Origin of the sequence: Variovorax sp. UC122_21 (assembly GCF_044056785.1) — a bacterium.
Lineage (GTDB): Bacteria > Pseudomonadota > Gammaproteobacteria > Burkholderiales > Burkholderiaceae_C > Variovorax.
Window position 1 is genome coordinate 2,060,497 of record NZ_CP172004.1, and the last position, 14,513, is coordinate 2,075,009.

Here is a 14,513-nt window from a genome sequence, read left to right on the forward strand (position 1 = left end):
AATGGGGACATGGAATGTGTGTCCCTTACACTGCGCGGCCGTTCAATCCTGAGTGCCGCTTGAAACCTCATCTAGGCCCAGCGGCGCGCGTTTCAAGTCAATGAATTCCAGCTTTTTCGAGCGCCGCCAGGCCTTGAAATTCGCGGCACTGTCGCTATGCGCGAGGCCCTTCGCGGCGCTCGCGCAGACCCCGCCCGCACCCATCCGCCTCGCGCTGATCGAGAGCATGAGCGGCCCGTTCGCCAACACCGGCGAGGCGGTGTTCCGCAACCTGCTGTGGGCCGTGGAGCGCGTGAATGCACGCGGCGGCATCAAGCTGCCGGGCGGCGCGCGGCCGCTGCAGCTCGACCGCTACGACAGCAAGGGGCAGAACGAGGAAGCGCTGTCGGCACTGCGCGCCGCGATCGACGACGGCGCGCGCATCGTGCTGCAGGGCAACTCCTCGGCCACCGCGGCGGCGCTGATCGATGCGATCGACAAGAACAACGAGCGCGACCCGCAGCGGCGCATGCTGTTCCTCAACTACGCGGCGGTCGAGCCTTCGCTGACCAACGAGCGCTGCAGCTTCTGGCACTTCCGCTTCGACGCCCATGCCGACATGCGCGTGGCCGCGCTGATGGACGTGGTGAAGGACGACGCGGCGCTCAAGCGCATCTACCTGCTGGGGCAGGACTACAGCTTCGGCCAGGCGGTGCTGCGCGAATCGCGGCGCCAGCTCGGCGTGCTGCGGCCCGACGTGGAGATCGTCGGCGACGAGCTGCATCCGCTGGGCAAGGTCAAGGACTTCGCGCCCTACGCCAGCAAGATCATCGCGAGCGGCGCGCAGGCGGTGGTCACGGGCAACTGGGGCAACGACCTCACGCTGCTCGTGAAGGCCGCGCGCGAGGCCGGTTTCAACGGCACCTTCTACACCTTCTACGGCAATGCGCTGGGCGCGCCCGCGGCCATCGGCGATGCCGGCATCGGGCGCGTGATCGCGGTGGCCGACTGGCTGCCGAACGTGCAGACGCCGCAGTCGGAGGCCTTCTACCGCGCCTTCCGCACGCGCTTTCCGAAGCCCGCGGACGACTACGTCCACATGCGCATGCAGCTCTTGATCGAGTCGCTGGCGCAGGCGCTCGAGCGCGCGGGCAGCACTGACACCGTGGCGGTGGCGCGCGCGCTCGAGCAGGCCGACGTCACGCTGTACGGCCAGCGCGGGCGCATGCGCGCGGCCGACCACCAGTTCCAGCAGCAGCTCGTGGTCGGCGTGATGGACAAGCAGGGCCGAGCGGGCGTGCAGTTCGACGTCGAGGGCTCGGGCTACGGCTTCCGCGTGATCAAGACCATTGCCCCCGAGCGCGCGGAGCTGCCGACTTCGTGCAAGATGAAGCGCCCCTGAAGGCACGAAGCGAAGACACGACGACAACGAAAGAAGAACACGACATGCGCCAAGCCATCCACAACCTCGAAGCCTCCAAGATCCGCGAAGTCGCCAATGCCGGCCTCGGCCGCAGCGACGTGCTCGCCTTCTGGTTCGGCGAGAGCGACGAGGTCACGCCCGAAGTCATCCGCCAGGCGGCGATCGATTCGCTGCAGCGCGGCGAGACCTTCTACGCCCACAACCTCGGTCTGCCCGAGCTGCGCGCGGCGATCGCGCGCTACACCAGCAGCCTGCATCCCGCGGTCGATGCCTCGCGCATCGCCGTCACCTCGGGAGGCGTGAGCGCGCTGATGCTCGCGGTGCAGGCGCTGGTCGATGCCGGCGACGAGGTGGTCGCGGTGACGCCCGTGTGGCCCAACCTCACGGCGCAGCCGGCGATCCTCGGCGCGACGGTGCGCACGGTGCCGCTGGTGCCGATTGAGGGCGAATGGACGCTGGACCTGCGGGCGCTGCGCGCGGCGGTCACGTCGAACACCAAGCTGCTGATCGTCAACGCGCCGAACAACCCGACCGGCTGGACGATGACGCGCGAGGAGCAGCAGGCCGTGCTCGACCATTGCCGCGAGACCGGCACCTGGATCCTCGCGGACGAGGTCTACGAGCGCCTGTACTTCGAACCCACGGCCAACGGCTGCGCGCCTAGCTTCCTCGACATCGCGCGGCCCGACGACCGGCTGGTCGTCACGCACAGCTTCTCGAAGAGCTTCCTGATGACCGGCTGGCGCCTGGGCTGGCTGGTGCTGCCGCCCGCGCTGGTCGATGGCATCGGCAAGCTGATCGAGTTCAACACCTCGTGCGCGAGCGTGTTCACCCAGCGCGCCGGGGTGGTGGCGATCGAGCACACGGCCGAGATCACGCCGCGCGTGGTGGCGCACCTCAAGCATTGCCGCGACACGCTGGTGCCGCTGCTGGCGGCCGTGCCGGGCGTGCAGGTGGCGCCGGCCAGGGGCGGCATGTACGCCTTCTTCCGGCTCGAGGGCTTCGACGATTCCTTCGAGGTGGCCAAAACGGCTGGTGGTCGAGGCCGGGCTCGGGCTCGCGCCCGGCAACGCCTTCGCGCCCGAAGGGCAGGGCTGGCTGCGCTGGTGCTTCGCCTCGAAGGATCCGCAGCGGCTGGTGCAGGGCGTGGAGCGGCTGCGCGGCTGGCTCTCGAAGCAGCGGGGCTGAATGACGCCGAGGCCCGCGCCCGTCGACGCCGTGCGCATCCGCGGCTCGGCGCTGCCGGGCATGCAGACGATCGCGGCCGAATCGGCGCGCAGCTTTCCGCGCCACATGCACGACGTCTACGGCATCGGCGTGATCGACCGCGGTGGTCAGCGCTCGGCCAGCGGCCGCGGCGTGGTCGAGGCGGTGCGCGGGGACGTCATCACGGTCAATCCCGGCGAGGTGCACGACGGCGTCGCGCTGCGCGGCGAAGCGCGCGCCTGGCGCATGCTGCACCTGGCGCCCGCGCTGCTGGCCGATGCCGCGCCCGGGCTCGAGCTGACGCGGCCGGTGCTCAACGATCCGGCGCTGCGGCGCGGGGTCGAGCGGCTGTTCGCGGGCGTGGCCGAGGGGGCCGATGCGCTGGCGCTCGAGCAGGGCGTGCTCGAGCTGCTGCGCGATGCGCCGGGCGCGTTAACGCCGGAACCCGTGCCTCGCATCGCTGCCGTGGCGCTGGAGCGAGCGCGGGCACGCATCGCCGATGACTGCGTGGTCGCGCCCACGCTGGCCGAGCTCGCGCACGAGGCCGGCCTGAGCCGCTGGCAGCTGCTGCGCGGCTTCGCGGCCGCCTTCGGGCTGCCGCCACATGCCTGGCTGCAGCAGTGCCGGCTGTCGCGCGCGCGGCGGCTGATCGCGCAGGGGCGGGCGCTGGCCGATGCCGCGGCTGGCGCGGGCTTTGCCGACCAGAGCCACATGACGCGGGCCTTCGTGCGCTTCCTGGGTTTCACGCCCGGGGCCTATGCGGCCGCGCACGGCGCCTGACCTGGTCCTGCAATTTCGTTCAAGACCGCCGCGCCCGCGGCGGGAGACGCTCGCGCCTTCTGCAAATGAAAGGCGATAGGCATGTCGGAACGCAGCAAGGGAATGTGGCTGTGCGCGCTCGCGATGGTCACGGTCGGCAGCACGGTGGTCGCGAGCAAGCAGATCGCGGGCGGCCTGCCGCCGTTCACGGCGACCGCGCTGCGCTTCGCGCTGGCGCTGCCGGTGTTCGTGGTGCTGATGCGGGGGATGCGCGTGCGCTGGCCGCGGCCGAGCCGGCACGATGCCTGGCTGCTGCTGTGCCAGGCGGCCGCGGGCAGCGTCGGCTACACGGTGCTGCTGATCCTGGGCCTGCGCTGGGCGCCGGCGGCCGACGCGGGCGTGGTGGCCGGCACCCTGCCGGCCATCGCCGCGCTGGTGGCGGTGCTCGCGCTGCGCGAGCGGCCCGGGCGCTACCTGCTGGGCGGGATCGTGCTCGCGAGCCTGGGCGTGCTGGCGATCACGCTGCGGCCGGGCGGGGAGGGCGGCGCCCGCACGCCGGCCGCGCTGCTCGGCAACCTGCTGGTGCTGGGCGCGGTGGCCTTCGAATCGCTGTTCATCCTGCTCAACAAGCGGCTGCGCGTGCCGCTGCCGCCGCTCGCGCAGTCGACCGCGATGACCGCGCTGGGGCTGCTGCTGTCGCTGCCGCCCGCGCTGCTCGAGCGCGCCTGGCTGCAGGCGGTGCCGGCTGAGGCGCTGGCCGGTGTGGCCTACTACGCGCTGGTGCCGACGGTGGCGGGCTTCCTGCTCTGGTACGCGGGCGCGGCCCGACTCAGCGGCGCCGAGGCGGCGCTGTTCACGGCGCTGATGCCGGTGTCGGCGCTGGCCCTGGCCGCCTGGTGGCTGGGCGAACCGGTGGGCTGGCCCCAGGTGGCCGGCGCGGCCTGCGTACTGGGGGCGGTGGCGCTGGTCTCGCTCGACGGACGGCGCCGCGAAGGGGCGTCCGGGACGGCCGATGTATAATCCCAAGGCTTTGCATGCCGCAAGGCGCACGGTGGGCGCAGTTCCAGCACCCACCGCAAGTCAAACACCACCGGAACAAAGGAAAAACCAATGATCGCAGCCTCCATCAAGGCCGAAGTCGTCAAGGACAACGCCCGCGCAGCCAACGACACCGGCAGCCCCGAAGTGCAAGTCGCACTGCTGACCGCCCGCATCAACGAGCTCACCCCCCACTTCAAGACGCACGCCAAGGACCACCACGGCCGTCGCGGCCTGCTGCGCATGGTGAGCCGCCGTCGCAAGCTGCTCGACTACCTGAAGTCCAAGGACGCCGACCGTTACACCGCGCTGATCGCCAAGCTGGGCCTGCGCAAGTAAGCCGAATCGCAAGAAAAAACGCCTGGGTTAGTCCGCTAGCTCAGGCGTTTTTTACTTCGCGAACCACTTTCGGGTGCCCTACAGAGCGAAGCTGTGTCATTCCAGGGAAGTTCGAGACGAGCTTCGCTGGAATGGCATCGTGTTCTGAGAAAGCCCTCCGAGTCCTGCGGATCTTCGATGATCTGCTACTAAAACAGGAGCAAACATGAGCCTCTTCAACAAAGTCACCAAGTCCTTCCAATGGGGCGACAAGACCGTCGTCATGGAAACGGGCGAAATCGCTCGCCAGGCCACGGGCGCCGTGCTGGTCGACATCGATGGCACCGTCGTGCTGGCCACCGTGGTCGCTTCGAAGACCGCCAAGCCGGGCCAGGACTTCTTCCCGCTGACCGTCGACTACATCGAGAAGACCTACGCCGCCGGCAAGATCCCCGGCAGCTTCTTCAAGCGCGAAGCCAAGCCCAGCGAACACGAAACCCTGACCAGCCGCCTGATCGACCGCCCGATCCGTCCGCTGTTCCCCGAGGGCTTCCTCAACGAAGTGCACGTGGTGATCCACACCGTGTCGCTGAACCCCGAAGTCGACGCCGACATCGCCGCGATGATCGCCGTGAGCGCCGCCCTGTCGGTCTCGGGCATTCCGTTCGACGGCCCGATCGGCGCCGCGCGCGTGGGCTACATCAACGGCCAGTACGTGCTGAACCCGGGCCAGACCGCGCGCAAGGATTCGCAGATGGACCTCGTCGTGGCCGGCACCGAAGCCGCCGTGCTGATGGTCGAGTCCGAAGCCCAGCAACTGGCCGAAGACATCATGCTCGGCGCCGTGGTCTTCGGCCACGAGCAGGGCAAGCTGGCGATCAACGCCATCCACGAACTGGTGCGCGAAGCCGGCAAGCCGCTGTGGCTCAAGGAAGGCACCTGGGCGCCCGAAGCCAAGGACGAGGACTTCATCGCCAAGGTCAACGGCCTGGCCGAAGAGAAGCTGCGCGCCGTCTACCAGATCCGCAGCAAGCAGGCCCGCACCCAGGCCCTGCGCGAAGCCAATGCCAGCGTCTACGAGGCCCTGAAGGCCGAAGGCGCCGCCTTCGACGCGGGCAAGGTCAGCGACCTGCTGTTCGCGATCGAAGCGCGCATCGTGCGCAGCCAGATCCTGCAAGGCGAGCCGCGCATCGACGGCCGCGACACGCGCACCGTGCGCCCGATCGAGATCCGCAACTCGGTGCTGCCGCGCACCCACGGCTCGGCGCTGTTCACGCGCGGCGAGACCCAGGCGCTGGTCGTGACCACGCTGGGCACCGAACGCGACGCGCAGCGCATCGACGCGCTGGCCGGCGAGTTCGAGGACCGCTTCCTGTTCCACTACAACATGCCTCCCTTCGCCACCGGTGAAGTCGGCCGCATGGGCTCGACCAAGCGTCGCGAAGTCGGCCACGGCCGCCTCGCCAAGCGCGCGCTCGTCGCCGTGCTGCCGAACAAGGAAGAATTTCCCTACACCGTGCGCGTGGTGTCGGAGATCACCGAGTCGAACGGCTCCTCGTCGATGGCTTCGGTCTGCGGCGGCTGCCTCTCGATGATGGACGCCGGCGTGCCGATGAAGGCCCACGTGGCCGGCATCGCCATGGGCCTGATCAAGGAAGACAACCGCTTCGCGGTGCTGACCGACATCCTGGGCGACGAGGACCACCTCGGCGACATGGACTTCAAGGTGGCCGGCACGACCAACGGCATCACCGCGCTGCAGATGGACATCAAGATCCAGGGCATCACCAAGGAAATCATGCAGGTCGCGCTGGCACAGGCCAAGGAAGCGCGCATGCACATCCTGGGCAAGATGCAGGAAGCGATGGGCGAGGCCAAGGCCGACGTGTCGCAGTTCGCGCCGCGCCTGACCACGCTGAAGATCAACCCCGAGAAGATCCGCGACGTGATCGGCAAGGGCGGCGCGGTCATCCGCGGCCTGCAGGAAGAAACCGGCACGCAGATCAACATCGACGAAGACGGCACCATCACCATCGCGTCGACCGATCCGGCCAAGGCCGAAGAGGCCAAGAAGCGCATCGAGCAGATCACGGCCGAGGTCGAGATCGGCAAGATCTACGAAGGCCCGGTCACCAAGATCCTGGACTTCGGCGCGCTCATCAACCTGCTGCCCGGCAAGGACGGCCTGCTGCACATCAGCCAGATCGCGCACGAACGCGTCGAGAAGGTGACCGACTACCTGAGCGAAGGCCAGATCGTGAAGGTCAAGGTCCTCGAGACCGACGACAAGGGCCGCGTCAAGCTGTCGATGAAGGCGCTGACCGAGCGTCCGGCCGGCATGGAATACAGCGAGCGCCCGCCGCGCGAAGACCGTGGCGACCGCGGTGACCGTGGCGGCGAGCGCCGTGACCGTGGCGACCGCGGTGACCGTGGTGGTGATCGCGGCGATCGCGGTGACCGCGGCGGCGACCGTGGCGAGCGCGCTCCGCGCTTCAACAACGACCAGCAGCAGCAGCCGCGCAACGACCAGGCTCCGGCCGGCGAGTCGCAGCAGCCGCAGGCTCCGCGCGAGTCGCAGGAGTAAGAAGGCCATGGCGGCCGCGGCCTGCGCCGCGCGCCGCCTTTGCCTTTCCGATTGCTGAATGCGCCCGTCGCACGGGCGGCTGGAGGCCAGGAGACCATGAAAGCCATTGAAATCGCTTCGTACGGCGCCCCCGAGGTGCTGCGCGTCACGGATCGTCCCGATCCCGTCGCCGGCGCGGGCGAGTTGCTGATCCGCGTGTCGGCCAGCGGTGTCAACCGCCCCGACGTGCTGCAGCGCATGGGCCACTATCCGGTGCCGCCCGGCGCTTCCGATCTGCCGGGCCTCGAAGTGGCCGGCGAGATCGTGTCGGGCGATGCCGCGGCATTGGCCGAGGCGGGCTTCGCGATCGGCGACCGCGTCTGCGCGCTGATCGCCGGCGGCGGCTATGCGCAGCTGTGCGTGGCGCCCGTGGCGCAGTGCCTGCCGGTGCCCAAGGGCTGGAGCGACATCGAGGCGGCTTCGCTGCCCGAGACCTTCTTCACCGTCTGGAGCAACGTGTTCGAGCGCGGCCGCCTGCAGCAGGGCGAAACCCTGCTGATCCAGGGCGGCTCGAGCGGCATCGGCGTCACGGCGATCCAGATCGCCAAGGCGCTGGGCGCGACCGTGATCGTCACGGCCGGCAGCGACGACAAGTGCGAGGCCTGCCTGAAACTCGGCGCCGATCACGCGATCAACTACCGCACGGCCGATTTCGTCGAAGTGGCGAAGTCGCTGACCGGCGGCAAGGGCGTGGACGTCATCCTCGACATGGTCGCGGGCGACTACGTGGCGCGCGAGGTCGAATGCCTGGCCGAGGACGGCCGGCTGGTGATCATCGCGGTGCAAGGCGGCGTCAAGAGCCAGATCAACGCGGGTCTGGTGCTGCGCAAGCGGCTCACGATCACGGGGTCGACGCTGCGTCCGCGGCCGGTGGCATTCAAGGGCGCGATCGCCCGGGCGCTGCGCGAGAAGGTCTGGCCGCTGCTCGAGAGCGGCGCGGTCAAGCCGGTGATCCACAGCACCTTCGCGGCGGCCGGCGAGCCCAGCGGCGCGGCGCAGGCGCATGCGTTGATGGAATCGAACCAGCACATCGGCAAGATCGTGCTGACCTGGTGACGAGACGAGCACGATGACGACCCACAAGAAGCTGATCGCAGGGAACTGGAAGATGAACGGCAGCCTGGCTGCCAACGAGGCGCTGGTGACGGCGCTGGGGCAGGGGCTCGCGGCGAATGCGCCCGCGTGCGACATCGCGCTGTGCGCCCCCGCACCGTATTTCGCGCAACTGCAGTCGCTGCTGGCGGGTTCGCCGATGGCGCTGGGCGCGCAGGATATCTCCGCGCAGGCGCAGGGTGCCTTCACGGGCGAGCAGTCGGCGGCGATGCTGAAGGACTTCGGTGTGCGCTATGCCATCGTCGGCCATTCGGAGCGCCGCCAGTACCACGGCGAGACCGACGACGCCGTGGCCGCGAAGACCGCGGCTGCGCTGGCCAACGGCATCACGCCGATCGTCTGCGTCGGCGAGACGCTGGCGCAGCGCGAAGCAGGGCAGACCGAGGAAGTGGTGAAGCGCCAGCTGGCCGCAGTCATCCACGTGAACGGCCACTGCATCAGCGAGATCGTGGTCGCCTATGAACCCGTGTGGGCCATCGGCACCGGCAAGACCGCCACGCCCGAACAGGCGCAGGCGGTGCACGCGGTGCTGCGCGCGCAATTGCATCACGCCGCGAGCGAGCACGCGGCCGGCATCAAGATCCTCTACGGCGGCAGCATGAATGCCGCCAACGCGGCCGAACTGTTGGCGCAAGCCGACATCGACGGCGGCCTGATCGGCGGCGCTTCCCTGAAGGCCCCCGACTTTTTGCAGATCATTTCCGCCGCCGCCCGCTGAAGCGGGCAGGGCAGGCATCAATTAGGAGTAAGAACGAATGAACGTGGTCCTCAACCTTCTGGTCGGCGTGCAGATGCTGTCGGCGCTGGTGATGATCGGGCTGATCCTGATCCAGCACGGCAAGGGCGCCGACATGGGCGCGGCCTTCGGCAGCGGCAGCGCCGGCAGCCTGTTCGGCGCCAGCGGCAGCGCGAACTTCCTCTCGCGCACCACGGCCGTGCTGGCCGCGGTGTTCTTCGCCTGCACGCTGCTGCTGGCCTACTTCAGCCATGCACGTCCCACGGGCGGCGGCAGCCTGCTGGAGCGCGCGGCCATCGGCGCGCCGGCCACGCCGGCTTCGGGCGCGGCAGGCCAGATTCCCTCGGGCCAGTCGGGTGCGGCACCTGCTGCGGCGCCTGCGAGCGCGCCCGCGGCTGGCGCGGGACAGATTCCCAGCAAGTAACTCTGATGTTTTCAGAGTGGCCCGTAAGAAATGGCTTCATTTCAGGGTAAACTCTAAAGCTGTTCGGAAAGCCAAACCTCTTAGTAGGCACCTCATGCCATCCGAACAGAAAAAACCGCGGTCGTGGTGAAATTGGTAGACACGCTATCTTGAGGGGGTAGTGGCGAAAGCTGTGCGAGTTCGAGTCTCGCCGACCGCACCAAATCTCACCGACAGGACGCCTCATGAAGGTGCTTCTGTCGGTGGCAAGCGGTGAAAGCTCCCGATGAACCTCGATTCCTACCTTCCCGTCCTCTTGTTCATTCTGGTCGGGGTCGGCGTAGGCGTCGCTCCACAGGTCATCGGATACATCCTCGGCCCCAATCGGCCTGACGCAGCCAAGAACGCACCCTACGAGTGCGGCTTCGAGGCCTTCGAGGATGCGCGCATGAAGTTCGACGTGCGCTATTACCTGGTTGCCATTCTCTTCATCCTGTTCGATCTGGAGATTGCCTTTCTCTTCCCGTGGGCCATTGCGCTCAAGGAGATCGGTGCTGTCGGCTTCTGGGCCATGATGATCTTTCTCGCCATCCTCGTCGTGGGCTTCGCCTACGAGTGGAAAAAAGGCGCGCTCGACTGGGAATAAGGAAGCTACACGATGGCCATTGAAGGCGTTCTCAAGGAAGGCTTCGTCACGACCACCTACGACTCGGTGGTGAACTGGGCGAAGACCGGATCTCTGTGGCCGATGACGTTCGGTCTGGCCTGCTGTGCGGTCGAAATGATGCACGCCGGCGCGGCCCGCTACGACATCGACCGTTTCGGCATGCTGTTTCGTCCGAGCCCGCGTCAGTCCGATCTGATGATCGTGGCCGGCACGCTGTGCAACAAGATGGCGCCGGCGCTGCGCAAGGTCTACGACCAGATGCCCGAACCGCGCTGGGTGCTCTCGATGGGTTCGTGCGCCAACGGCGGCGGCTACTACCACTACAGCTACTCCGTGGTGCGTGGCTGCGACCGGATCGTTCCGGTCGACGTCTACGTGCCGGGCTGCCCGCCCACCGCCGAGGCGCTGCTCTACGGGATCATCCAGCTGCAGCAGAAGATCCGCCGCACCAACACCATCGCGCGTGCCTGAGGAATTGCCGAGATGACCGACTTTGCAATTTCTCCGGAGGCGCTGCAGGCGACTCTGGTGCAGACCCTGGGCGACAAGGCTCGCAGCGTGACCGTTGCGCTCGGCGAAGTGACCGTGGTGGTGAGCGCCGCGAACTACATCGAGGCGGCGCTGCTGCTGCGCGATGCGCCGGGCTGCCGCTTCGAGCAGCTGATCGACCTCTGCGGCATGGACTATTCCGACTACCGCGAAGGCGAGTGGGAAGGCGAGCGCTACGGCGTCGTCTCGCACCTGCTGTCGGTGAGCCTCAACCAGCGCGTGCGCCTGCGGGTGTTCGCGCCCAGCGAAGACCTGCCGGTGGTCGATTCCCTGCAGCCGGTGTGGAACGCGGCGACCTGGTTCGAGCGCGAGGCCTTCGACCTCTACGGCATCGTGTTCGAAGGTCACGACGACCTGCGCCGCATCCTGACCGACTACGGCTTCATCGGCCATCCGTTCCGCAAGGACTTCCCGGTGTCGGGTCATGTCGAGATGCGCTACGACGAAGAACAGAAGCGCGTGGTCTACCAGCCGGTATCGATCGAGCCGCGAGAGATCACGCCGCGCGTGATCCGCGAGGACAACTACGGCGCCGGACTCCACTGACATGGCCGAAATCAAGAACTACACCCTCAACTTCGGTCCCCAGCATCCCGCGGCGCACGGCGTGCTGCGCCTGGTGCTCGAGCTCGACGGCGAAGTGATCCAGCGCGCCGACCCGCACATCGGCCTGCTGCACCGCGCGACCGAGAAGCTCGCCGAATCGCGCACCTTCATCCAGTCGCTGCCCTACATGGACCGCCTCGACTACGTGTCGATGATGTCCAACGAACACGCCTACTGCCTCGCCATCGAGAAGATGATGGGCCTCGAGGTGCCGATCCGCGCGCAGTACATCCGCGTCATGTTCGCCGAGATCACCCGGCTGCTGAACCACCTGCTGTGGCTCGGCGCGCACGGCCTCGATTGCGGTGCGATGAACATGCTCATCTACTGCTTCCGCGAGCGTGAAGACCTGTTCGACATGTACGAGGCGGTGTCGGGCGCGCGCATGCACGCGGCCTACTTCCGTCCGGGCGGCGTGTACCGCGACCTGCCGGACGTGATGCCGCAGTACAAGGTCAGCAAGATCAAGAACGCGAAGGCGATCGAGAGGCTCAACGAGAACCGCCAGGGCTCGCTGCTCGACTTCGTCGACGACTTCTGCAAGCGCTTCCCGAAGATGGTCGACGAGTACGAGACGCTGCTCACCGACAACCGCATCTGGAAGCAGCGCACCGTGGGCATCGGCGTGGTCACGCCGGAGCGCGCGCTCAATCTCGGCTTCACCGGCCCGATGCTGCGCGGCTCGGGCGTCGAATGGGACCTGCGCAAGAAGCAGCCCTACGACGTCTACGACCGCATGCAGTTCGACATTCCGCTCGGCAAGACGGGCGACTGCTACGACCGCTACCTGGTTCGCGTCGAGGAGATGCGCCAGGCCAACAAGATCATCCAGCAGTGTTCGGCATGGCTGCGTGCCAACCCGGGCCCGGTGATCACCGACAACCACAAGGTCGCCGCGCCCGCGCGCGAATCGATGAAGGCGAACATGGAGGAGCTGATCCACCATTTCAAGCTCTTCACCGAAGGCTTCCACGTGCCCGAAGGCGAGGCCTATGCCGCCGTCGAGCATCCGAAGGGCGAGTTCGGCATCTATCTCGTGAGCGACGGCGCCGACAAGCCGTACCGCCTGAAGATCCGCGCCCCTGGCTTCCCGCACCTCGCCGCCCTCGACGAAATGTCGCGCGGTCACATGATCGCCGACGCTGTCGCGGTGATCGGCACGATGGACATCGTGTTCGGCGAAATCGACAGGTGAGAAAGAGCGAATGACTTCCTCTACCCATGACACTCACGCGGCGCCTTCGGCGCCGCTGAAGCCTGAGACCCTCGAACGCTTCGCGCGCGAGGTGGCCAAGTACCCCGAGGCCGGCAAGCAGTCGGCCGTGATGGCCTGCCTGGCCATCGTGCAGCAGGACGAGGGTTTCGTGAGCGCCCAGCGCGAGCGCGAGATCGCCGAGTACCTCGGCATGGCGCCGATCGCGGTGCACGAGGTCACGACCTTCTACAACATGTACAACCAGCATGCGGTGGGCAAGTACAAGCTCAACGTCTGCACCAACCTGCCGTGCCAGCTGCGCGATGGCGTCACCGCCCTCGTGCACCTCGAGAAGAAGCTCGGCATCAAGATGGGCGAGACCACGGCCGACGGCATGTTCACGCTGCAGCAGAGCGAATGCCTGGGCGCCTGCGCCGATTCGCCGGTGATGCTGGTCAACGACCGCACGATGTGCAGCTTCATGAGCAACGACAAGCTCGACCAGCTCGTCGATGGCCTGCGCGGTGCAACCCCCGGGGAGGCTGCGTGATGACGCCCGATCAGGTTCTTTCGCAGTTCCGCGCCACCGGCGTGCAGACCTGCTTCCATGACCGCCACATCGGCGCCCAGATCTATGCCGGGCTCGACGGCACCAACTGGCATCTGGCCGACTACGAGGCGCGTGGCGGCTACCAGGCGCTGCGCAAGATCCTCACCGAGGGCCTGACGCCCGACCAGGTGATCGCCGAAGTCAAGGCCTCGGGCCTGCGCGGCCGCGGCGGCGCCGGTTTCCCGACCGGCCTGAAGTGGAGCTTCATGCCGCGCCAGTTCCCGGGCCAGAAGTACCTGGTCTGCAACTCGGACGAAGGCGAGCCGGGCACCTGCAAGGACCGCGACATCCTGCAGTTCAACCCGCACATCGTGATCGAAGGCATGGCCATCGCCGCTTACGCGATGGGCATCAGCGTGGGCTACAACTACATCCACGGCGAGATCTTCCAGAGCTACGACCGCTTCGAGGAAGCCCTCGAGGAAGCGCGCGCCGCCGGCTATCTCGGCGACAAGATCATGGGCAGCACGTACAACTTCCAGTTGCACGCCGCCCACGGCTTCGGCGCCTACATCTGCGGCGAGGAAACCGCGCTGCTCGAATCGCTCGAAGGCAAGAAGGGCCAGCCGCGCTTCAAGCCGCCGTTCCCGGCCAGCTTCGGCCTGTACGGCAAGCCGACCACCATCAACAACACCGAAACCTTCGCGGCGGTGCCCTGGATCATCCGCAACGGCGGTCCGGCCTACCTCGAGTGCGGCAAGCCGAACAACGGCGGCACCAAGATCTACTCGGTCAGCGGCGACGTCGAACTGCCGGGCAACTACGAAGTGCCGATGGGCACGCCGTTCTCCAAGCTGCTCGAACTGGCCGGCGGCGTGCGCAAGGGCCGCACGCTCAAGGCCGTGATTCCCGGCGGCTCGTCGGCACCGGTGCTGCCGGCCGACATCATGATGCAGTGCACGATGGACTACGACTCCATCTCCAAGGCCGGCTCCATGCTGGGCTCGGGCGCGGTGATCGTGATGGACGACAGCCGCTCGATGGTCGAGTCGCTCAAGCGCCTCTCGTACTTCTACATGCACGAATCCTGCGGCCAGTGCACGCCGTGCCGCGAAGGCACGGGCTGGCTCTACCGCGTGGTCGACCGCATCCACAACGGCCAGGGCAAGCCCAGCGACCTGCAGCTGCTGGACTCCGTTGCCGGCGACATCATGGGCCGCACCATCTGCGCCCTCGGCGACGCGGCGGCCATGCCGGTGCGCGCCATGATCAAGCACTTCCGCCACGAGTTCGAAGCCTTGATCCCGGGCTACGTCCCGAAAGCAACGGTCCAGGCCTGAGCGCGAGA

The 14,513-nt window shown here is 67.6% G+C and carries 14 protein-coding genes, 1 tRNA gene and 1 pseudogene; all 16 read left to right on the forward strand.

What is annotated here, in order from left to right:
* Positions 1–100: 100 nt before the first annotated feature.
* Positions 101–1,381 (forward strand): branched-chain amino acid ABC transporter substrate-binding protein, encoded by a 1,281-nt coding sequence (locus ACHMXE_RS22085; RefSeq protein WP_395351274.1) that lies wholly within the window; start codon positions 101–103, stop codon positions 1,379–1,381.
* A 44-nt stretch (positions 1,382–1,425) separates the two neighbouring features.
* Positions 1,426–2,590 (forward strand): annotated as a pseudogene (locus ACHMXE_RS22090) (pyridoxal phosphate-dependent aminotransferase).
* A complete protein-coding gene (locus tag ACHMXE_RS22095; protein ID WP_395351277.1) occupies positions 2,591–3,388 on the forward strand; it encodes an AraC family transcriptional regulator in 798 nt (265 codons plus the stop codon).
* A gap of 81 nt (positions 3,389–3,469) precedes the next feature.
* Positions 3,470–4,387, forward strand: a complete 918-nt coding sequence (locus ACHMXE_RS22100; RefSeq protein WP_395351279.1) for a DMT family transporter — start codon at positions 3,470–3,472, stop codon at positions 4,385–4,387.
* A 90-nt stretch (positions 4,388–4,477) separates the two neighbouring features.
* Positions 4,478–4,744 carry a 30S ribosomal protein S15 gene (gene rpsO, locus ACHMXE_RS22105; RefSeq protein ID WP_007837783.1) on the forward strand — a complete coding sequence of 89 codons (267 nt, stop codon included), beginning with the start codon at positions 4,478–4,480 and terminating at the stop codon, positions 4,742–4,744.
* 205 nt (positions 4,745–4,949) lie between these two features.
* The gene (gene pnp, locus ACHMXE_RS22110) at positions 4,950–7,307 is read left to right on the forward strand and encodes a polyribonucleotide nucleotidyltransferase (RefSeq protein ID WP_395351281.1); all 2,358 of its coding nucleotides are present in this window, start codon (positions 4,950–4,952) and stop codon (positions 7,305–7,307) included.
* Between the two features lie 96 nt (positions 7,308–7,403).
* A complete protein-coding gene (locus ACHMXE_RS22115) occupies positions 7,404–8,402 on the forward strand; it encodes an NAD(P)H-quinone oxidoreductase (protein ID WP_203201915.1) in 999 nt (332 codons plus the stop codon).
* A 13-nt stretch (positions 8,403–8,415) separates the two neighbouring features.
* Positions 8,416–9,177 (forward strand): triose-phosphate isomerase, encoded by a 762-nt coding sequence (tpiA, locus tag ACHMXE_RS22120; protein WP_203201914.1) that lies wholly within the window; start codon positions 8,416–8,418, stop codon positions 9,175–9,177.
* A 37-nt stretch (positions 9,178–9,214) separates the two neighbouring features.
* Positions 9,215–9,619 carry a preprotein translocase subunit SecG gene (gene secG, locus ACHMXE_RS22125; RefSeq protein ID WP_203201913.1) on the forward strand — a complete coding sequence of 135 codons (405 nt, stop codon included), beginning with the start codon at positions 9,215–9,217 and terminating at the stop codon, positions 9,617–9,619.
* 117 nt (positions 9,620–9,736) lie between these two features.
* Positions 9,737–9,821 (forward strand) — tRNA-Leu (locus ACHMXE_RS22130).
* Positions 9,822–9,884: 63 nt separating this feature from the next.
* Positions 9,885–10,244, forward strand: coding sequence for an NADH-quinone oxidoreductase subunit A (locus ACHMXE_RS22135; protein ID WP_012748607.1), 360 nt, complete (start codon positions 9,885–9,887; stop codon positions 10,242–10,244).
* A 12-nt stretch (positions 10,245–10,256) separates the two neighbouring features.
* Positions 10,257–10,736, forward strand: coding sequence for an NADH-quinone oxidoreductase subunit B family protein (locus tag ACHMXE_RS22140; protein ID WP_057592164.1), 480 nt, complete (start codon positions 10,257–10,259; stop codon positions 10,734–10,736).
* A 12-nt stretch (positions 10,737–10,748) separates the two neighbouring features.
* A complete protein-coding gene (locus ACHMXE_RS22145) occupies positions 10,749–11,360 on the forward strand; it encodes an NADH-quinone oxidoreductase subunit C (protein WP_209543421.1) in 612 nt (203 codons plus the stop codon).
* A gap of 1 nt (position 11,361) precedes the next feature.
* The gene (locus ACHMXE_RS22150; RefSeq protein ID WP_395351288.1) at positions 11,362–12,615 is read left to right on the forward strand and encodes an NADH-quinone oxidoreductase subunit D; all 1,254 of its coding nucleotides are present in this window, start codon (positions 11,362–11,364) and stop codon (positions 12,613–12,615) included.
* A gap of 10 nt (positions 12,616–12,625) precedes the next feature.
* The gene (gene nuoE / locus ACHMXE_RS22155; protein ID WP_395351291.1) at positions 12,626–13,165 is read left to right on the forward strand and encodes an NADH-quinone oxidoreductase subunit NuoE; all 540 of its coding nucleotides are present in this window, start codon (positions 12,626–12,628) and stop codon (positions 13,163–13,165) included.
* The gene (nuoF, locus tag ACHMXE_RS22160; RefSeq protein ID WP_203201910.1) at positions 13,165–14,505 is read left to right on the forward strand and encodes an NADH-quinone oxidoreductase subunit NuoF; all 1,341 of its coding nucleotides are present in this window, start codon (positions 13,165–13,167) and stop codon (positions 14,503–14,505) included. The genes nuoE and nuoF overlap by 1 nt, the downstream gene beginning before the upstream one ends.
* Positions 14,506–14,513: the final 8 nt, after the last annotated feature.